The following is a 20001-nucleotide window of genomic DNA, read 5'->3' on the forward strand; positions in this document are numbered from 1 at the left end:
AATAAGGCGCTTTAGATGCCCGGCCCAACACAATATTTCCTACCCTCTCGCACTGCCACTGACAATCTCCGGACGGCAAAGCACCGCGCGCTGCAACCGCAGTTGTTCATCGTCGCCCTGCTGGCCTACGGCAGCGATGCTGTGAATGCAGCCGACGCGCGCGCACCGTCCGACGGCGAAACCTTTGCCAGCTTCGACCCAGGCCTGCTGAAAAGCCGCGGCATCGACCCGCGAGTGGCCGACTACTTTCGTCAGGCGCCGCGTTTTGTCACCGGTGTCCGCCGTGTCTCGCTGCAGGTCAATGGCAACCCACGCGGTAACGTCGACGCCCGTTTCGACAGCGAAGGCCAGCTGTGCTTCGACAAGGCGCTGCTCAATCAGGCTGGGCTCAAGCTGCCCGAGGCCGGCCTGGCCAACGGTGACTGTTACGATTTCCTGGCCCACAACCCACAGGCGCAACTCAACCTGCGCCCTGCACGCGAAGAAGTGGAGTTGGTAGTGCCTTCCGCAGCATTACGTACCGAGCAGGACACAGCGCTCTATCATCAAGGCGGCGTGGCTGGCCTGGTCAACTATGACTTGCTCGGGCAAACCAGCGAGTTCTCCGGTGACCGCCAGCGTTATTTATCCGCCAGCACGGAGCTGGGCCTGAACGCCAACGACTGGATCGTGCGCAGCCGTCAAAACTACAGTGTGCAGAACGAAAGGCGCACGTTCCAAAACCTGTACACCTATGTGCAGAAAACATTCGTCGACCATCAAGCGCTGGTGCAAGCCGGTGAGATCAACATTGCCAACTCGGTGTTCACCGGTGCTGCGATCACTGGCCTCCAGGTGTTTCCCGAACAGGCACTGAGCGACAAGAATCGACAAGGGGCCACGGTGACCGGCATCGCCCAGAGCCAGGCCCGGGTGGAAGTGCGCCAGGCCGGGGCGCTGATCTACACCACGCTGGTGCCCCCCGGACCGTTCAGCTTGCCCGACATTCCACTGCTCAACAGCAACACGGATCTCGATGTGCAGGTGATCGAAGCCAACGGCGAAAGCCATCGCTTCAACGTTCCCGCCGCCTCGCTGGTACGCTTCAACAGCAGCGCGCCAGGCTATTCGTTCGCAGCGGGCAAGGTGCGGACCTTCAACAGCAAAGGCATGCTTGCACCGATGGTGGCCACCGGCACCGGCGGCTGGTCGGTGACGCCCGCCAACCTGCTCTCCGCCGGGGTGATGCTGGCGGAAAACGACTATAAGGCCGTCGCCTGGTCGCTGGGCTCGCAGCTGACTGCAGGCACCAGTCTCAACCTGCGCAATACGCTGTCCCATGCTGGTCGGCAGCAGGCCAAGGGCCATGAAATCAGCACGGCGTTGTCGACCCAGCTCACCGACAGGCTCAGCGGTAACGTCAACGCCACTCGCCGCTCGACCGGTTATCGCGACCTGCAGGACACCACCTATACCCTGAACAGCCAACGCTACCATGACCGTCGTCTCGATCAGTATGGCGTGGGATTGGCCTGGAGCAACCCACTGCTTGGTGGCTTCGGCCTGGGCTACAGCACCTCGGTCTCCGCCGGGGGCAATAAATCCGATTACCTCAATGCCTCGTGGAACAAGGCTTTCGAGCATTTGAGCGTCAGCGCCAATGTCCAGCATGCGCTCGGCAACCAGGGCCGCTCGAAGAACGACCGCCAAGGTAGCCGGGCCTACCGCGAAGAGACCGCGATTTACCTGAGCGCCAGCATTCCTCTGGGCGGCAACCGTAGCTTGCGCAGCTATGCCAACAAGCGCGATGGCGTGACCCGCATGGGCGCGACCTTCAACGACAACAGTAACGAATTCGCCGGTTACAGCCTATCGGCCGAACGCAACCTACAGGCCAAGCGCGACGATCTTTCGGCCAACGTGAACCTGCTGCCGCACTACACCAGCGTGAACCTGGGCTACTCGCAGAGCGGCAACGAAAGCACCAGCTACAACGGCCAATTGCGAGGTGGCGTCGCGCTGCACAGCGCCGGCGTGACCTTCTCGCCCTACGCGCTGAACGATACCTTCGCCGTGGCCTCGGTCGGTGATATCCCGGGCGTCAGGCTTGACACCCCGAGCGGCCCGGTGTGGACCGATGGCTCTGGGCGTGCCGTGGTCGCTCAACTGCCCGCCTACCAACGCAGCAATGTGCAAGTACGCACCAATAGCCTGCCACGCAACCTCGATCTGCAGAACGGGTACAAGACAGTCATGGCCGGGCGCGGCTCGGTGCAAACCATCGACTTCCCGGTGGTTACCTCACGCCGTGTACTACTGACTATCGTCGACCCCAACGGCGCGGCACTGGGCAAAGGTGCGCCTGTATTCGGCGAAACCGATCGGTTCGTCACCACGACCGTGGAAGGCGGCAAGGCCTTCATCACCAACCACGACATCGAAAAACCCCTGACGCTGCGCATGGCCAATGGAGGCCTGTGCAACCTCGATTTCATGCTGCCGGAAAAGCCTGAGCTGGACGCCTATTTCGAGAAAGCCCTGGCCGTATGCACACCCCTCTGATCTCACGCAAAGGTGACACCGACATGACCGCCCCCCCTCCCACTCGTACTGCCCATTCGCTCTGGCTGACCTGCTTGCTGCTTGGCGCAGTCCTGCCCTGGGGTGGTCTGGCCCAGGCGGAACCCTGCGCCCTGTCGGTGTCGCAACCCAGCATCGCGCTAGGCAACCTCACCTACCCCCGAGTCGCCCCCGGACATGCGATCGACGCGCCGCACGAGCTCGGCACCCGCCAGATCACTGTTCAGCTCCACTGCGTCGCCGAGTCCCCGCTCAACCTCATGCTGCGTGGCATACGTCAGGCCGATGGCGTGCGCTTCGCCGAGCGCGGCGCGTTGAATATGCAGGTCTTCGACGCCCTGCTCGACGGCCGCCCGGTGATGCTGCAAGCCACAGACCAGCTACCGGCGGCATCGAACGCCGGCGCGCCGCGTGTACAGGTACTGCCTGGGCAGCGCGTGATACCGATGCAGGCCGGTCAACCGGCCCGCGGCAGCCAGTTGACCGTGCAAATGGCGATCAGCACCACGTTACCGCTCGATGAGCTGGTCAGCCGAGACCGCAAGACGCTGAGCGGGCGCATCGAGCTGGAAGCGAACGTACCGTAAGCAAGACCAGGCAGGCCCGGGACGACCTGCCCATCGGTGACGGAGGAGGTACCGGATGATGAACAAAGCGAGAACCCAGAGCCTCGGGCACGCCAGTGCCTGGGTCATCGTGGTCGATCAGGCGCTGCGCCGTCATGCCGTGGAACTGTTGCGAAATGTGGGGTTCGGCAGTGTCGTCGAGCGATCCGACACTCGAGGGCTGACTGCGCTGCCCAGGCCGGCCCCATTGTCGTTGGCGCTGTGCGAGGCCTCGTTGCTGGTCGGCCTGGACGGCCTGCGAGTGATGCGCTGGATGCGCCCGCAGCAGGTCTTCTGCGCGATTATCCGTAGCGACCAACTGCCGGTCGATACCTTGGGCGCCATCCTGGCGACTGGTCGGCGCATGGGGCTGCACCTGTTCGGAGAAGTACCGCCGCCGCCCGCACCTACTGCCTGGCAGGCGCTCATCGAGGAGTACCTCATCCACCGTCGGCATGCACGCTACACAGGCCACTCGGCCGCCTTCGACCCAGAGGAGCTGGACAAAGCGCTGAAACAGCGCCGTTTCATCGTGCATTACCGGCCCCAGTTGGACATGGGCGCCACCGACCGGGTACGGGCCAGGGCAGAGATCCTGTGGCGCCGCGCCGACCGTACACTCATGGCGGAGTCTGACTTCTTGAAATACTTCGATACTTCTCAGCACCTCGACCAGCTGTTCGTGAGCACGGCCAGCCAAGTGTTCTCCTTACAGCGCACGCTGACAGACGAGCAGCACCGTGTAACAATTACACTAACGGTGTTTTCAGCAACGCTCCTCAACCCCGACCTGCCGCGCACGATTGCCGGCCTGGCATTGCGCTATGGCGTCAATCCGATTGGTATAATTTTCGAGATCCAGAGCGACGCACTCAATACCGACGCCACCACGGCGCAGCTGAGCTTGCTCAAGCTCAGGCGTATGGGTTTTGGCATCTGCCTGAGCTGCAACAGCCTCGAAACTGCCCAGATAAAAGACTGGATGTCTCGCCTGCCCATCAGCGCGATCAGCCTCGAGCTGCAATGTGCGACCGGTCCTGCACGCACTCCTGCGGTGTATGTGCACACCCTGGCCAGCTGGAGCATTGTGAGCTACGCCCGCAGCTTGGGTATAACGGTCATTGGCGTGGTTGACGCTGTTCCTCGCGATATTTCGCAACTTTGCGAATTGAGTTGCGACTTCATACAAGACATGGGTCCCACCGCCGCAAGCAGCGCCATCGACCTGATCGCCGGTTGCTGCCGACGGCGCGACCAGCGTCGGAAACACGGCGGACGGACTTCCGACAACCAAGACCCATCCTGACTCACAATCCTTGTTCAAGCGAGGTAACAACATGCAACGCGCGATTATCATCGATGATCACCCCGTCATTCGGATGGCTGTGAAAACCGTCCTGCAAAACAGCGGTTACACCGTCGTCGGCGAGGCCAGCAACGGTAAAGAGGCGATCCAGCTTACCCGTGAACTGATGCCCGACCTGTTGATCCTCGATATCGGCATCCCCGAGATCGACGGCCTCGCCGTCATCCAACGCCTGAAACTGCAAGGCAGCCTGACCAAGACGCTGGTCTTCACCTCGCAACCGGCCGCTGTGTTTTCCCCGCGCTGCATGTGGGCAGGCGCGGCGGGCTTCGTCTGCAAGGCCGGTGACCTGAGTGAATTCAGCGGTGCCCTGGCAGCCATCAAGGCCGGCTATTCGTACTTCCCCAACCTGCCATTGAGCAGCGTGGTCACGACGCCGAAGGAAAGGAAAGGCATCAATTGCCTGACCGGGCGCGAGATCGAAGTACTCAGGCAACTGGCGGCAGGCGCGACCAACAAGGAAATCGCCGATGCCATGATGCTCAGCAACAAGACCATCAGCAGCTACAAGCACAGAATTATGGACAAACTGCAGGTCAATACCTTCGTGGACCTGCTCGACATCGCCCGGCGAGACCTGATCGCATGACATCGGTGCCCTCCCTTTTTCGCCTGCAGGTGGCCTTGGTCGGCTGCCTGGCTGTCAGCACCTTCAGCTTCGGCGAGGAGCAGCGTCTGGCCGTCAGACCTCTGAAACTGGTCGAACGCGCCTATACCTCCTCTACCGTTGCCCTGAGCGACGAAGACCGAGGGTGGCTGAACCATAAGACCGTACTGAGCATTGGGGTGTCCGCGCCGGACTATCCACCTCTGGACATCAGCATCAATGGTCAGATGTACGACGGGATAACCGCCGAGTATGCAAGCCTGATCGGAAAGATCCTTGACGTCGCCGTGCAAATACGCCAGTTCCCCTCGCGGGCTCGTGCAATCGAAGCACTCAAGCACGGCGAGATCGACCTGCTGGGCAGCGCGAACAGCTTCGAGGCGGCCGACCCCGCATTGCAACTGAGTATTCCGTACCTGGACGATCAGCCCGTACTGCTGACCCGAGTGGGCGAGGAAGCCTCTGTCAACACCCGCCTGGCAGGCAAGCGGATCGCCATGTTGAACCATTACCTCCCGGTGAGCGCAGTACATGAATTCTACCCGGAGGCCACCGTGCAACTGTTCCCCTCGACAGCGAGCGGCATCGGTGCGGTAGCCTTCGGCCAGGCCGACGCCTACCTGGGCGATCTGGTCAGCACCGGGCATTGGGCGGGCAACAGTTCGTTCAGGCATTTGCGCGCCGCCAACTTCTCGGCCATCCACGTGGCGAACTTCGCCTTTGCGATGAAGAACACCGACGCCCCCTTGAAGCGCCTGGTGGACACCGCCCTGCTCTCGATCACGCCCAGCGACAGCATGCCCATCATCCGACGCTGGGATGTCAACGGCAGCTATATCTTCGGCGCCCAGCGTGTCCAGTTTTCGCAAACCGAACTGGAGTGGATAGCGACCCACCCGAAGGTGCGCGTCATGGTCGACGCCGATGACCCACCCTTGTCCAAGGCGCTCAAGCAGGACCAGGTCGAAGGCATCGTCAACGATCTGCTCAATGTGATCAGTGCCCAATCGGGCCTGTCCTTCGAGTTGTTGCCGAGCAAAGGGATGACCGAGCAGCAGCTTGTAGATGCCCTGGCGCGGCGTGAATTCGACCTGGTGGGCGCGCTGAACCCTGACTTGGTACAGAACCCGAAAGTGTCGTTCTCACGGCCCTACCTGGTCAGTACGCTGGTGCTGGTGGCGCGCAAGGACGACCCCAGCATTTCCTCGGTGTCATCCCTGGCCGGCAAGAGGCTGGCGACAATCCAAGACAGCCGAGCCAGCACGCGCATTCTCAAGGACATCCCGAACGTGAGGCTGGTCAAGGTCAACACGATCGGCGAGGCGTTCAAACGGGTGGAGAACGGCAAGGCCGATGCCGCCATCGACGTGCTGGTTTCGGCGCAATACAAGATACGCAATGGTTTCGACGCACTGCGTATCGCCTCGGTGGTCGGTGATACCTCCGAGACCGTTTCATTCGCCAGCCTGCACGACAACGACATCCTTGCGTCTATCCTCGACAAGGCGTTGCTCGCCACACCTGCCCAGAAGATCGACGCGATCAACGATCACTGGACCGACGGCCCTCGTGACGGGCCGTCGTTCTGGATACGCAACAAGACGATGCTGCTGCAGCTGGGATCGATCATCAGCTTGCTGCTGGCCGTCTCTCTCGGCTGGGGTCTGCATCTGCGACGCCAGATCATCAAGCGCAGAGAGGCCGAACGGGCCCTCGGCGATCAACTGGGTTTCATGAGCAGCCTCATCGATGGTACGCCCAACCCCATCTATATCAGGGACAAGGCAGGCATCCTGTTGCATTGCAATACCTCCTACCTCGAGGCGTTGTCGGTGCAGCGCCACGAGGTCATCGGCAACAACCTCGACCAGGCCCCCTCCGCGACACTCGACGAAGAAGAACGCTACCTGCAGGATTACGCACGGGTCATCAGCGAAGGCGCGCGGATCATCGCAGACCGACGCATACGCTTGAAGGACAGCGGGCAGACGCGGGATATCTACCACTGGATCCTGCCTTATCGAGACAACCAGGGTGAGATCCAGGGTATCGTCGGTGGCTGGGTCGACATCACCGCGCGCAAGGTCCTGGAAATCAGCCTGTTGGCCGCCAAGGAACAGGCCGACATCGCCAACAAGGCCAAGACCACCTTCCTGGCCACAATGAGCCACGAGATCAGGACGCCGCTGAACGCCGTGATCGGTATGCTGGAAATGTCATTGAAACAAGCAGACCAGGGCAAGCTGGACCGATTTGCCATCGAAGTCGCCTACGACTCGGCCAATGGCCTGCTTGAGTTGATCGGCAACATCCTCGATGTGATCAAGGTCGAGTCCGGGCATCTGGCCCTGGCGCCCTCGCGCGGCAACCTGAGCACCATCGCCACTTCGGTATTCCGGGTGTTCGAGGGACTCGCCCGGCAGAAAGGCCTGGCCATCAAGCTGGAATTGGACCCGGCGATTCAGACCGATGTGCTGGTCGACACGGTGCGCTTCAAACAGATTCTCTCCAACCTGGTGGCCAACGCCATCAAGTTCACCGACAAAGGCAGTGTGCTGATTCGCCTGCAGGCCGTTTCACTGCCCGACGCGCCGAACAATCATCTGACGGTGGAACTGAGTGTCAGCGACACTGGCGTCGGCATCCACGTCACCGACCAGCAACGCATCTTCGCGCCCTTCGTGCAGGTGGACGATAGCCAGAGCACTCGCAAGCAAGGTACCGGGCTGGGGTTGTCGATCTGCAAGACCCTGGCCGAACTGATGGGTGGCAGGCTGACGCTCAGCAGCGAACCTGACCAGGGCACCTGTGTCACAATTCGCCTGGTCTTGCCGACCCTTGAGCAGCTTCCGCCGATTCCACAGGTGTCCGACCTGCTCACCGAGAAGCCCAAGCGGGCCCTGACCGTACTGATCGTCGACGACCACCCTGCGAACCTGACTCTGCTCGACCGCCAGCTCAGCTACCTGGGCCACCGCGTACTGCAAGCCAGCACCTGTGCACACGCCTTCGCCCTGTGGAATGCGCATCGGGTGGACGCGGTGATTACCGATTGCAACATGCCCGAGATGACCGGCTATGACCTGGTGCGTGCCATCCGCGCGGCCGAAACGGCCCAGCAGCGTCCCCGCTGCATGGTGTTCGGCTTTACTGCCAATGCCCAGGCCGATGAACGCGAGCGCTGCTTGGTGGCAGGCATGAACGACTGTCTGTTCAAACCCACCCGTCTGGTCGACTTGGCCGAGAAACTCGACCCCATCAAGCACAGCGTCACCTGCTCCAAGCCGTGCAGCGATAGCAGGCAACCCGCCCCGGTGGACTTCATCACAAATGAACTGCTACACGAGCTGATCCTGGAAAACGAGAAAGACATTTCTGAACTGCACGCCAAACTCGACGGTGATCGCAATGGTCTCAAGGATATCGCGCACAAGATCAAGGGGGCTGCCAAGATCGTCTGCGCAAACGAGATCGTGCGGCACTGCGAGGCGTTCGAGGACGCCTGCCGGTCAGGGGCCTCGACCGAGGAACTGGAACCACTGGCCGCGAACCTCGAGGAGGTGATCATGACCCTACATGACGCGCTGCTGTTCCAGATCGACACCCGTAGCCGGGCCGACAGCTAAAAACCCACGCTCCGCACTTGCGCGTCAGGGCGCCACCAACCGATACCCCACACCGGCCTCGGTGATGATAAAGCGTGGCGCGGTGGGATCGTCGCCCAGCTTCTGCCGCAGGTGCCCCACCACGATGCGCAGGTAGTGGGTGTCGTCCACATGGGTCGGCCCCCAGATGTCCTTGAGCAGCTGCTGCTGGGTGATCACCCGCCCCGGGTGCCCGGCCAGTTGCGCCAGCAGCGCATACTCCTTGCGCGTCAGCGCCACTTCCACGCCATCCAGGGTGACCTTGCGAAAGGCGAAGTCCACTACCAATGGCCCGAAGCTCGAGGCAGACGTCGCGCTACCGACCTGCGGCGCCTGGCGCAGCAAGGCCCGCACCCGGGCGAGGAACTCCTGGATGCCGAATGGCTTGGTCACGTAGTCGTTGGCCCCGCCATCCAGTGCATCGACCTTCTGCACCTCGCTGGCACGTACCGACAGCACCATCACCGGCACCGTGCTCCATTCACGCAACTCGCGCAACACCTGCTGGCCGTCCATGTCCGGCAGGCCCAGGTCGAGCACCACCAGGTCAGGTTTGTTCAGCGCGGCCTGGGCCAGGCCCTCGCTGCCGGTGGCGGCTTCGAGCACCTTGTAGCCCTGGGACGCCAGGCTGATGCGCAGGAACTTGCGGATCTGCGGCTCGTCGTCGATGACCAGCAGGGTGGCGGCTTGGCTCATGGGGCTTCACTTTCAGTATCGGGTTGGGTCGGCAGCGGCAAGCATAGAGTGATGCAGGTGCCGTGACCATCGATGCCGTCATCGACCAGGATGCGGCCGCCATGGGCGCCGATCATGCCCTGGCAGATCGCCAGGCCCAGGCCGGTGCCCTGCCCGCCGCGGTCGCCGCGGGCGGCGGTGTAGAACATATCGAAGATCTTTTCGCGCTCGTCCGGAGGAATGCCGGGGCCTTCGTCGGCGACGGCGAAGCACAGCTGCTCGTCGCGCACCGAGACCTGCAGCTCCAGGCGGCCCTGCGGCGGGGAGAAACGGGCGGCGTTCTCCAGCACGTTGATCAGCGCCTGCTCGATCAACGCCGCGTGCACGAACAGCAGCGGCAGCTCGGGCGGCACTTCGGTGTGCACGCGCAGGGGCGCCAGCACCACGCGCAGGCGATTGAGGGCACTGCCGACGATATCGGCCGGGGCCACCCAGTCGCGGGCCAGCTTGAGGGTGCCGTGGCCCAGGCGGGTCATGTCCAGCAGGTTCTGGATGTAGCGATCCAGGCGCTCGGCTTCGTTGCGGGTGCCTTCGAGCAGTTCGCGGCGGTCGTCCGGGGGAATCGCGTCGCCCAGGGCCAGCAGGCTGTCGATGCTGCCGCGCATGGACGTCAGCGGGGTGCGCAGGTCGTGAGATACCGAGGCGAGCAAGGCGCTGCGCAGTTGCTCGGTTTCACCATGCAGGCGCGCGGCTTCCAGTTGCTCGCCAAGGCGTGCGCGGGCCAGGGCCTGGGCCAGGGGTTGCGCCAGGGCCTTGAGCAGACGGCGGCGCTGGGCACTCAGCGGCTCGCCATCGCGGGGACGTATGCCGAGCAGCGCCAGGGGTTGCTCTTCCACGGCCAACGGCCACCACCACCAACGACCGTGAGGCAAGGTATCGCTGCCAAAGCCTGCGGCCTGGCCATGCTGCCAGGCCCATTCGGCGGCGGCGCGCTCGTTGTCGGTGAAGGCATGGTTGCCACCGCTGGCGACTTGCAGCAAGCCATCGGCACTGCGCTCCAGCAGGCACACCTGCACGTCCTGCCAGCCGTCCATATGCTGGCCGGCGGCGCTGAACACGGCCTGGCGGTCGGTGGCCACGGTCAGGCGCCGCGACAGGTCGAGCAGCTGGTTGGTCTGCGCCTGGGTCTCGCGCAGGGCCTGCAGCTGGCGGCGCTGGCGGGCGGCCAGGTTGCCAGTGAGCGCCGCCATCAACAGGAAGAACACCAGGGTCAGCACATCCTCCTCGCGCTGGATAGCGAAGGAGAAGTTCGGCGGGATGAACAGGAAGTCGTAGGTCAGGAACGACAACGCCGCGCAGGCCAGCGCCGGGCCCAGGCTGCTGCGCACCGCTACCAGCAGCACGGCGGCGAGGAACACCAGGGAGATGTTGGGCAGCGCCAGCATGCTCGACACGGCCCAGGCCAGGCCGGTGGCCAGCACGGTGGCGAACAGCGCCAGCAGGTAGTGACGCCACACCCACACACGCTTGACCGCCGCCCGCGTCGTTTGCGGCTGGGCGTCGCGATCGAGGACGTTGATCTCCAGGCCGTGGCTCTCGCGCAGCAGGCGCGCGGCGACGCCGGCACCAAAGAAACGCCGGCGCAGCAGGTCGCGGGACTGGCCGACCAGCACCAGGCTGGCCCGGCGTTCGGTGGCGTGCTGGATGAGGGTCCGCGCTACTTCCCCGGCACGCAGCAGCACCACTTCGCCGCCCAGGCGCTCGGCCAGTTGCTGGGCCGCCTGCAGGCGATGGCGGGCGGTTTCGTCGCGCAGGCGGCCGTTGTCCACATGCACCACGCTCCACGGCAGATGCCGGCGCTGGGCCACGCGGCACGCGTGGCGCACCAGCCGTTCGGCCTGATCGTCGCCATCGATGCCCACCAGCAGGCGCCCACGCAAGGCAGGGGCTTCCTGGCCGCGCTGTCGGTAGCCGCTGGCCAGGTCCGCGTCGACCTGGGCGGCGGCGGTCTGCATGGCCAGCTCGCGCAGGGCGGTGAGGTTGGTCTGGGAGAAATAGGCCTCGATGGCCGCCCGCGCCTGCTCGGGCACGTAGACCTTGCCCTCGCGCAGGCGCTCGAGCAACTCGCGGGGCGGCAGGTCGATCAGTACCAGCTCGAAGGCTTCCTGCAGTACCCAGTCGGGCAGGGTCTCGCGCACCTGCACGCCGGTGATGTCGCGGACCTTGTCGTTGAGGCTTTCCAGGTGCTGGACGTTGACCGTGGTGTATACGTCGATGCCGGCGGCGAGCAGTTCCTGCACGTCCTGCCAGCGCTTGGCGTGGCGGCTGCCGGGGGCGTTGGTGTGGGCCAGTTCGTCGACCAGCACCAGAGGTGGCGCGGCCTTGAGCAGGCCGTCGAGGTCCATTTCCTCAAGCATCACGCCGCGGTATTCGCTGCGCAGCAGCGGTTGCTGGGTCAGGCCGCCGAGCAGGGCCTCGGTCTCGGCGCGGCCGTGGGTCTCGACCACCCCGGCCACCACGCGCACGCCCTGGCGTTGCTGGGCGTGGGCGGCCTGCAGCATGGAAAAGGTCTTGCCGACCCCGGGCGCGGCGCCGAGAAATACCTTGAGCCTGCCCCGGCCTTCCCGGGGCAGGCCCGCCAACAACGCGTCGGCGCGGGCGGAGTCACTCATGCTTCATCCTTCACTAATTACCAATTTTGGCCTGCTACGCAGGCCTTCGCGGGTAAACCCGCTCCCACAGGTTCGGCACAACTCTGAAGGTCAGCGCAGTACCTGTGGGAGCGGGTTTACCCGCGAAGAGCCGCACAGCGGCCCCGACTTCAATGGCTCGGTGCCAGACGCTCAAGCGCCTGGTTCAGCGCCAGCACATTCACCACGGGTGGCCCGACCAGTGGTCGCAGGGTGGCCTCATTCACCAGCGCTTGCAAGCGCTCCTCCGAGACCTGCCGCGCCGCCGCCACACGCGGCAGCTGGTAAGCAATCGCCTCAGGCGGCAGGTGCGGGTCCAGCCCGCTGCCCGAGGTGGTCAGCAGCGCCTGCGGCACCGGCCCCTGCTGTGCCTGATATTGCGCGGCGGCATCGGTCCTGACCCGCTCGGCCAATGCCGGATTGCTCGGCGCCAGGTTGCTGGCGCCGCTGGCCACGGTGGCATAGGCACCCGCCGAAGGCCGCGACTGGAACCAGGCGTCGCCCTTGAACTCCTGGGCAATCAGCGCCGAACCGCGCACCTCGCCGCGGTCATCGCGCACCAGGCTGCCATTGGCCTGGTCAGGGAAGGCGACCTGGGCGATGCCGGTCACCGCCAGGGGATACAGCGCGCCGGTGACCACGGTCATCAGCAGGACCAGGCTCAGGGCCGGGCGTACATAAGCGGTCATGTCAGTCTCCTCAGACCAGGTGCAGCGCAGTGAGCAGCATGTCGATCAGCTTGATCCCGGCGAACGGCACAACGATGCCCCCCAGCCCGTAGATCAGCAGGTTGCGGCGCAGCAGGTGGGCGGCGCTGGCGGCCTGCACCCGCACCCCGCGCAGGGCCAGAGGGATCAGCACGATGATGATCAGCGCGTTGAACACGATGGCCGAAAGGATCGCGCTCTGCGGGCTGGCCAGGTGCATCAGGTTGAGCACGCCCAGCTGCGGGTAGATGGCGGCGAACAGCGCCGGCAGGATGGCGAAGTACTTGGCCACGTCGTTGGCGATGGAGAAGGTGGTCAGCGCGCCGCGGGTGACCAGCAGTTCCTTGCCCACCTGCACCACGTCCAGCAGCTTGGTCGGGTCGCTGTCCAGGTCGACCATGTTGGCAGCCTCGCGGGCGGCCTGGGTGCCGTCGTTCATGGCCATGCCCACATCGGCCTGGGCCAGCGCCGGGGCGTCGTTCGCGCCATCACCGCACATGGCGACCAGACGGCCGTCGTTCTGCTCCTGGCGGATGCGCGCCAGCTTCTTCTCGGGGGTAGCTTCGGCCAGCACGTCGTCCACGCCGGCCTCGGCGGCGATGGCGGCGGCGGTCAGCGGGTTGTCGCCGGTGACCATCACGGTGCGGATACCGAGCTTGCGCAGTTCGGCGAAGCGCTCGCGGATACCGGGCTTGACCACGTCCTTGAGATGGATCACGCCGAGCAGGTGCGTGTCGACGCACACCAGCAGCGGAGTGCCGCCGCTCTGGGCGATGCGCTCCACTTCACGGGCCAGGGCGGCGGGCAGCTCCAGGCGTTGCAAGCCACAGAAGGCCAGCACCGCGTCGACGGCGCCCTTGCGGTAGCGGCGCTGCTGGAAATCGATGCCCGACAGGCGGGTCTCGGCGCTGAAGGCGATGGCTGTGTACTGCTCGACCGAAGGCTCGGCGAAGTCATGCAGCTGGCGCAGGTACTCGACGATCGACTTGCCCTCGGCGGTATCGTCGGCCAGCGAGGCGAGCAAGGCGCCCTCCCCCAGCTCCTTGGCGGTCACGCCCGAGGCGGCATGCAGGGCACTGCAACGACGGTTGCCGAAGGTGATGGTGCCGGTCTTGTCGAGCATCAGGGTGTGCACGTCGCCGGCTGCTTCCACCGCACGACCGGAGCGGGCGATCACGTTCAGGCGCACCAGGCGGTCCATGCCGGCGATGCCGATGGCCGACAGCAGGCCGCCGATGGTGGTGGGGATCAAGGTCACCAGCAGCGCAGCGAGGAAGATCAGCGGCAGCTCGCCACCAGCGAAGCGGGCGAACGGCTGCAGGGTCACCACCACGATCAGGAAGATCAGGGTCAGGCCGATCAGCAGGATGTCCAGGGCGATCTCGTTGGGGGTCTTCTGGCGCTTGGCGCCTTCGACCAGGGCGATCATGCGGTCCAGGGTCGACTCGCCCGGGTTGCTGGTGATGCGGATCAGCAGCCAGTCGGAGACCAGGCGGGTGTTGCCGGTGACCGCCGAGCGGTCGCCGCCGGACTCGCGGATCACCGGGGCGGACTCGCCGGTGATCGCCGACTCGTTGACCGCGGCGATGCCTTCGAGCACCTCGCCGTCGCCGGGGATCATCTCGCCGGCCACCACGCGCACCACATCGTCCTTGCGCAGCTGGGTGGCGGCGACGCTCTCGAAGCTGCCGTCACTCTTGCGGCGCTTGGCGGTCAGGCCCTGGCTGCCGGCCTTGAGGCTGTCGGCGCGGGCCTTGCCGCGGCCCTCGGCCAGGGCTTCGGCGAAGTTGGCGAACAACACGGTAAACCACAGCCAGACGGCGATCTGCACCGCCACGCCGGTACTCACGCCGCTGCCGGGCACCAGGCACAGCACGGTGGTGAGCACGGCGGTGAGGGCCACCACCAGCATCACCGGGGCGCGCTTGAGCTGGCGCGGGTCGAGCTTGACGAAAGCCTGTACCAGCGCCGGACGCCACAACGCGCTGAAGCGGGTCTGGTCCTTGGCGCCTTGGCGCGCCTTCACTTCGGGAATGGGCATGTTCATTGTGTATTCCTCAGAAACCCAGGCTCAGGTGTTCGGCAATCGGCCCCAGGGCCAGGGTCGGCAGGAAGGTCAGGCCACCGACCAGCAGGATGGTCACCAGCAGCAGCGTGGTGAACAGCGGGCCGTGGGTGGGGAAGCTGTTGAGGCCTTGCGGTGCGCTCTTCTTCGCCGCCAGGCTGCCGGCCAGGGCCAGCACCGGCAGGATGTAGCCGAAGCGGCCAATCAGCATGGCCAGGCCGATCATCACGTTGTGGTACACGGTGTTGGCGCCGAAGCCAGCGAAGGCCGAGCCGTTGTTGGCGGTGCCGGAGGTGTAGGCGTAGAGCAGCTGGCTGAAACCGTGGGCGCCGGGGTTGGTCACCGCGCCGGCCGGCCCCGGCAGGCTGGCGGCGATGGCGCCGAGGATCAGCACGCCCACCGGCATCACCAGCAGGCTCGCCACCAGCAGTTGCACTTCACGGGCCTGGAGTTTCTTGCCCAGGTACTCCGGGGTGCGGCCGATCATCAGGCCGGCCAGGAATACCGCGATCAGCACGAACAGCAGCATGCCGTAGAGGCCAGCGCCGACGCCGCCGAAGATCACTTCGCCGAGCATCATGTTGACCATCGCCACCATGCCGGTAATCGGATTGAGGCTGTCGTGCATGGCGTTGACCGAACCGTTGGAGGCGGAGGTGGTGGTCACCGTCCACAACACGGAGCCGGTGGTGCCGAAGCGGCTCTCCTTGCCTTCCAGCGGCGCGCTCTGCTGTACCTGGGCGCTTTCCAGGGCCGGGTTGGGCTGATGTTCCGACCACAGCGCGGTGCTGCCGCCGATCAGGAACAGCGCCAGCATGCAGGCGATGATCGCGCGGCTCTGGCGCAGGTCCTTGACGTAATGGCCGAAGGTGAACACCAGGGCCACCGGAATCAGGATGATCGAGGCCGCCTCGAACAGGTTGCTCCAGGCCGTGGGGTTCTCGAACGGGTGCGCCGAGTTGACACCGAAGAAGCCGCCACCGTTGGTGCCCAGCTGCTTGATGGCGATCTGGCTGGCGGCCGGGCCCAGCGGGATGGTCTGGTCGGTGCCTTGCAGGGTCACGGCGTGGACGTAGTCGGCAAAGGTCTGCGGCACGCCCTGCCAGACCAGCAGCAGCGCCAGCACCAGGCACAGCGGCAACAGGCCGTAGAGGGTGGCGCGGGTCAGGTCGACCCAGAAGTTGCCCAGGGTGGTGGCCGAGCGACGGGCGATACCCCGGCACAGGGCGACCAGCACGGCAAGGCCGGTGGCGGCGCTGACGAAGTTCTGCACGGTCAGGCCGATCATCTGGCTCAGGTAGCTGACCGAGGCTTCACCGCTGTAGGCCTGCCAGTTGGTATTGGTCATGAAACTGACCGCGGTGTTGAACGCCAGCGACCATTCCTGGCCCGGCAGGTGCTGCGGGTTGAGTGGCAGGCTGCCCTGCAGTTGCAGGACGCCGAACACCATCAAAAAACCGACCAGGTTGAAGGCCAGCAGGGCCAGGGTGTACTGTTTCCAGCTCTGCTCCTGGTCGGCGCGCACGCCGGCCACGCGGTAGCAGCCCCGCTCCACCGGGCCGAGAATCGGCGTCAGCCAGGTGCGCTGGCCTTCCATCACCTTGTAGTAGAAGCGACCGAGCCAGGGCGCCGGCAGCAGCACGATGGCGAAGAACGCCAGCAGCAGCAGGTAATCGTAACTGTGCATGGTCGCCCCTTAGCCGCGGTCGGCGCGCAGCAGCGCCACCAGCAGGTAAACCGCCAACGCCACCGCCAATAGCAGTGACAGCCCGTCGAGCATGTACATGAGTGAATCTCCCCTTGGTGCGGCGTGAGGGCCGCTTTGGGGAAATTGTCCGAGGGAGGGGCGTAAAGGGGCGAGATCAGGGCTGGGGGCGGGGCATAAAGAATGCGTAAAGACTGAGGCTTCGGACCCAAAAACCTCGACCGGATCCTTGGCCGAGGTTTGGGTCAAACAGTAGGTGGCCCGCTCAATGAGGATGCCGGCGCGAAAATCACTTCGATTACTGGGACAATTTACCCACTGGACCGCAGCCACCGACAACCTTCGAAACGGAGAGCGCCGGGTGCAACAGGTAGTTGTACGAGCAGTTCTTGGCCTCGTTGTAAACTTGACCAGCACAGCCCGACAAAAGAGCAACAGCAGAAATAACAACAGTAGCCGCAGCGGCTTTGACAAACCTCTTCATATTACCCTCAAACCTTTAATTGCCAGAATGTTGACAGCACACGAAGCATACGCAGAAAAACAAAAAATAAAACACATAAATACCACCAAGAAAAACAATGTTACATACGAATATAACAACACACCCCTTACGCAGAAACTTCTGCATGACAATACAGAACAGACTTACAACGGAAGAAAACTCCAATAAAAACCAAAGACCTTGTCGGCTTTCTTTGTCTATTGTTTATCTTGACACTGACACTCACGTTGCGATCATCGGCCCCGCAGGTCCAAAAAAAATCCCCGTTATATTTGTGAAGCCAGGCTTGCCATCAAGTTGTGCGCAACGCCGGTGCAGGCAGCATATGCAAGACGCTGCCCCCAAGTAGACCCTACGCAATGGCCAAGGCGGCACGCGCGTGATGTGGCTGACCACTTTCACGGGGCTGGTCATTATCTATTTGCCAACGAACTGGCTGCCAATACTGACGCGACAGAGCGGAGCAAGCCTGAAGCACGCAGCACTTAGTGGCATACTCTTTCAGCTTGGTGTGATTGCAATAGGCATTGGATCGTTTCACCCTAGGCTCTGTACGAAATGTATCTGCACTCGCCCTTACTGCGTTGTAACGGGGTTCGGAATGCTCATGTACTCCAATACACTTCGCTTCCTCCCCCCGTTTCGCCTTGTCTGGCCTTCGCGCAGACACATTTCGTACAGACCCTAACACCCTCACTGGCGGCGCAGACTTGCCGCCAAGGGTATTTGCATATCCGCAGAGCAAAGCCCGGACAACCTCTTGGCGGCAGCCGCATTTCGAAGAAGTACTCACCGCGCAAGTGGTTCCGGAAGTGCTGGCCGACAATTGCGGCGGAGATCGAGGGCATGGTCAGCCACACGGACGCGACTTGAGGCCTTGCTTCATCTTGCGTCCCCACGCGGTTGGGACGCAGCCAAGTCCACCTGGTCCACTATCGGTTGCAGCCCACCACTTAACTTTGCGGCGTCTGCTGCACCGAATTGCGGCTCCAGTCCAGCAGCAGGCTGTACCCCACCGCCAGCAACGTCGGCCCAATGAACAGGCCGATGAAGCCGAACGCAATCAGGCCGCCGAACACCCCCAGCAGCACGATCACCAGTGGCAGGTTGCCGCCCCGGCTGATCAGGTAGGGTTTGAGCACGTTGTCCACGCCACTGATGATGAACGTGCCCCACACCCCCAGGAATACCGCCATGCCGTAGTCACCCTTCCATACCAGCCAGGCGGTGGCGGGGATCCAGGCCAGCGGCGGACCCATGGGGATCAGGCTGAGCATGAAGGTCACCAGGCCGAGCACGATGGCCCCCGGCACGCCGGCGATCAGGAAGCCGATCAGCGCCAGCAGGGCCTGGGCCGCGGCGGTACCGATCACGCCGTTGACCACCCGTTGCACGGTGCCGGCCACCAGGTCGACGTAGTACTCGGCGCGCTCGCCCACCAGCCGTTGCAGCAGACGATGGACGAAAGCTGCCAAGCGTGGCCCGTCGCGGTAGAAGAAGAACACGAACACCAGGCTCAGGGTCAGCTCCAGCACCCCGCCGCCGATCTGCGCGCTGCGCGCCAGCAACCAGTTGCCGACCTGGCCCAGGTACGGCTTGGCCGAGGCCAACAAGGCCGCGCCCTGCTGGTCGAAGGATTCCCACCAGCTCACCAGGCGCTCGCCCACGAACGGAATGCCCGCCACCCAGGCGGGCGCGTCCGGCAGGCCATCGACCTGCACGTCGCGAATGAACGCGGTGGCATCGCGCACATGGTCGGCCAGGTTGAAACCCAGCCACACCAGCGGCAGCGCCACCAGCAGGATCCACACCGTGGTCAGCAGGCTCGCGGCGAGGGTTTCGCGCCCACCCAGCACACGGGTCAGCAGGCGCATCAGCGGCCAGCTGGCAAAGGCCAGGATGGCGCCCCACAGCAGCGCCGAGATGAACGGTGCCATCACCCACAGCGCGGCCCCCAGCAGGGTCAGCAGCAGGATCTGGATCAACAGGCGGTCATTGTTGGCCATGGTGGCGCTCACTCAACGGATCAGTTCCAGGTGCAGGCCCTCGGTCGGGGCGTCACCGACCTCCAGCCGCGCGCTGCGCACGCCGGCCTTGACCAGCTGCTCGCGCCAGGCCTCGGCGCCCTTGCCGCTGAGGCTGACGCGCAGGGTGCTGTCGAGGTTCAGGCTACGCGCCAGCAACGTTGCCCAGGTAGCCTGGGGCTCGGCCAGATCAGGGTAGTCGAGCTTGCCGGTATCGCGCAGTTCGCGCAGCACCGTGGCGGCAGTGGGCAGCAGCTCGCCCAGCGGGCTGCCGGCGACGAACTCCTCGACATGCAGATAAGCACGGCGGTTGCCGCGAGTCACGCTGTACAGCGCCACCAGGGTGTCGGCTTCCTCGGCTGAGCGACGCAGCAGGATGAACGCTTGCTGCTCGTCACCGCCATTGAGCCGGGCATTGGCGAACACGTCGTTGGCCCACAGGCTGGCCTCGCCGCAATCGCGGCCCTGGCACCAGAACAGTGGATAGCCGCCCTCCTGCTGCAGGGCCTCGCGGGCGCTGGTGAAAGCTTCGCGGGCGCTGCGCTCGACCGGCAGCTCATAGGTCACCGAGCTGACCTGGCCACGGCTCTCGACCTTGTCGTCGACCCGCAGGCGGCCGCTGATCTTGCGCAGCGGTCCCATGGGGTAGACCCGCTCCTGCTCCACCGCCGGGCGCTGGTCGACCACCTTGGCGTCAGGCGGTACCGGCAGGCTGCCGGCCCACAACAGGGGGCTGGCGATGGCGAAGCAGGCGGCAATGGCGCCGCGAACGAAAACAGGTGCGCTCATCGACCGCCCTCACAGGTGGCGGGGCAAGGCGCGTGGATGTCTGGCATGTACATGGTTGTC

At 64.3% G+C, this 20001-nt stretch carries 14 protein-coding genes; 5 read left to right on the forward strand and 9 right to left on the reverse strand.

Features of this window, described 5'->3' with window-relative positions; all coding sequences use genetic code 11:
• Window positions 1-102 precede the first annotated feature (102 nt).
• The 5 genes from PRtIB026_RS20685 to PRtIB026_RS20705 are packed head-to-tail and all read left to right on the forward strand — an operon-like array spanning window position 103 to window position 8763.
• The gene (locus tag PRtIB026_RS20685) at window positions 103-2541 is read left to right on the forward strand and encodes a fimbria/pilus outer membrane usher protein (protein WP_203651847.1); all 2439 of its coding nucleotides are present in this window, start codon (window positions 103-105) and stop codon (window positions 2539-2541) included.
• Between the two features lie 23 nt (window positions 2542-2564).
• The gene (locus PRtIB026_RS20690) at window positions 2565-3146 is read left to right on the forward strand and encodes a hypothetical protein (RefSeq protein ID WP_203651846.1); all 582 of its coding nucleotides are present in this window, start codon (window positions 2565-2567) and stop codon (window positions 3144-3146) included.
• A gap of 55 nt (window positions 3147-3201) precedes the next feature.
• Window positions 3202-4470, forward strand: coding sequence for an EAL domain-containing protein (locus PRtIB026_RS20695; RefSeq protein WP_203651845.1), 1269 nt, complete (start codon window positions 3202-3204; stop codon window positions 4468-4470).
• 31 nt (window positions 4471-4501) lie between these two features.
• Window positions 4502-5119 (forward strand): response regulator transcription factor, encoded by a 618-nt coding sequence (locus PRtIB026_RS20700; RefSeq protein WP_203652623.1) that lies wholly within the window; start codon window positions 4502-4504, stop codon window positions 5117-5119.
• A complete protein-coding gene (locus PRtIB026_RS20705) occupies window positions 5116-8763 on the forward strand; it encodes an ATP-binding protein (RefSeq protein ID WP_203651844.1) in 3648 nt (1215 codons plus the stop codon). Before PRtIB026_RS20700 ends, PRtIB026_RS20705 begins: the two co-directional genes overlap by 4 nt.
• A gap of 24 nt (window positions 8764-8787) precedes the next feature.
• Here the strand turns inward: PRtIB026_RS20705 and PRtIB026_RS20710 are convergent, their stop codons facing one another.
• From PRtIB026_RS20710 to PRtIB026_RS20750, 9 genes are all read right to left on the reverse strand, one after another.
• Entirely contained in the window at window positions 8788-9477 is a 690-nt protein-coding gene (locus PRtIB026_RS20710; protein ID WP_203651843.1) for a response regulator, read from the reverse strand.
• Window positions 9474-12128: a sensor histidine kinase gene (locus PRtIB026_RS20715; protein WP_203651841.1), complete on the reverse strand. Its 2655-nt coding sequence runs from the start codon at window positions 12126-12128 to the stop codon at window positions 9474-9476. Before PRtIB026_RS20715 ends, PRtIB026_RS20710 begins: the two co-directional genes overlap by 4 nt.
• A 149-nt stretch (window positions 12129-12277) precedes the next feature.
• On the reverse strand, window positions 12278-12835 hold the full coding sequence (kdpC, locus tag PRtIB026_RS20720) for a potassium-transporting ATPase subunit KdpC (protein ID WP_203651839.1): 558 nt from the start codon (window positions 12833-12835) through the stop codon (window positions 12278-12280).
• A 10-nt stretch (window positions 12836-12845) separates the two neighbouring features.
• Window positions 12846-14900 (reverse strand): potassium-transporting ATPase subunit KdpB, encoded by a 2055-nt coding sequence (kdpB, locus tag PRtIB026_RS20725; RefSeq protein ID WP_203651838.1) that lies wholly within the window; start codon window positions 14898-14900, stop codon window positions 12846-12848.
• A gap of 10 nt (window positions 14901-14910) precedes the next feature.
• Complete coding sequence (gene kdpA, locus PRtIB026_RS20730) at window positions 14911-16605, reverse strand: potassium-transporting ATPase subunit KdpA (protein WP_203651837.1); 1695 nt, start codon at window positions 16603-16605, stop codon at window positions 14911-14913.
• Between the two features lie 9 nt (window positions 16606-16614).
• A complete protein-coding gene (kdpF, locus tag PRtIB026_RS20735) occupies window positions 16615-16704 on the reverse strand; it encodes a K(+)-transporting ATPase subunit F (protein WP_011534724.1) in 90 nt (29 codons plus the stop codon).
• Window positions 16705-16921: 217 nt separating this feature from the next.
• Window positions 16922-17107 (reverse strand): DUF4223 family protein, encoded by a 186-nt coding sequence (locus PRtIB026_RS20740; protein ID WP_203651836.1) that lies wholly within the window; start codon window positions 17105-17107, stop codon window positions 16922-16924.
• Window positions 17108-18081: 974 nt separating this feature from the next.
• Complete coding sequence (locus tag PRtIB026_RS20745) at window positions 18082-19134, reverse strand: AI-2E family transporter (protein WP_203651835.1); 1053 nt, start codon at window positions 19132-19134, stop codon at window positions 18082-18084.
• 12 nt (window positions 19135-19146) lie between these two features.
• Window positions 19147-19941 (reverse strand): DUF4892 domain-containing protein, encoded by a 795-nt coding sequence (locus PRtIB026_RS20750; RefSeq protein ID WP_203651834.1) that lies wholly within the window; start codon window positions 19939-19941, stop codon window positions 19147-19149.
• Window positions 19942-20001 lie beyond the last annotated feature (60 nt).

Origin of the sequence: Pseudomonas sp. RtIB026 (assembly GCF_016861355.2) — a bacterium.
Taxonomy (GTDB): domain Bacteria; phylum Pseudomonadota; class Gammaproteobacteria; order Pseudomonadales; family Pseudomonadaceae; genus Aquipseudomonas; species Aquipseudomonas peradeniyensis.

Excerpts from the sequence above, each read along its gene's own strand:
- PRtIB026_RS20690 (WP_203651846.1), top strand. The coding sequence starts at position 2,565 with ATGACCGCCCCCCCTCCCACTCGTACTGCCCATTCGCTCTGGCTGACC.
- PRtIB026_RS20695 (WP_203651845.1), top strand. The coding sequence starts at position 3,202 with ATGATGAACAAAGCGAGAACCCAGAGCCTCGGGCACGCCAGTGCCTGG.
- PRtIB026_RS20700 (WP_203652623.1), top strand. The coding sequence starts at position 4,502 with ATGCAACGCGCGATTATCATCGATGATCACCCCGTCATTCGGATGGCT.
- PRtIB026_RS20705 (WP_203651844.1), top strand. The coding sequence starts at position 5,116 with ATGACATCGGTGCCCTCCCTTTTTCGCCTGCAGGTGGCCTTGGTCGGC.
- PRtIB026_RS20710 (WP_203651843.1), bottom strand. The coding sequence starts at position 9,477 with ATGAGCCAAGCCGCCACCCTGCTGGTCATCGACGACGAGCCGCAGATC.
- PRtIB026_RS20715 (WP_203651841.1), bottom strand. The coding sequence starts at position 12,128 with ATGAGTGACTCCGCCCGCGCCGACGCGTTGTTGGCGGGCCTGCCCCGG.
- kdpC (WP_203651839.1), bottom strand. The coding sequence starts at position 12,835 with ATGACCGCTTATGTACGCCCGGCCCTGAGCCTGGTCCTGCTGATGACC.
- kdpB (WP_203651838.1), bottom strand. The coding sequence starts at position 14,900 with ATGAACATGCCCATTCCCGAAGTGAAGGCGCGCCAAGGCGCCAAGGAC.
- kdpA (WP_203651837.1), bottom strand. The coding sequence starts at position 16,605 with ATGCACAGTTACGATTACCTGCTGCTGCTGGCGTTCTTCGCCATCGTG.
- kdpF (WP_011534724.1), bottom strand. The coding sequence starts at position 16,704 with ATGTACATGCTCGACGGGCTGTCACTGCTATTGGCGGTGGCGTTGGCG.
- PRtIB026_RS20740 (WP_203651836.1), bottom strand. The coding sequence starts at position 17,107 with ATGAAGAGGTTTGTCAAAGCCGCTGCGGCTACTGTTGTTATTTCTGCT.
- PRtIB026_RS20745 (WP_203651835.1), bottom strand. The coding sequence starts at position 19,134 with ATGGCCAACAATGACCGCCTGTTGATCCAGATCCTGCTGCTGACCCTG.
- PRtIB026_RS20750 (WP_203651834.1), bottom strand. The coding sequence starts at position 19,941 with ATGAGCGCACCTGTTTTCGTTCGCGGCGCCATTGCCGCCTGCTTCGCC.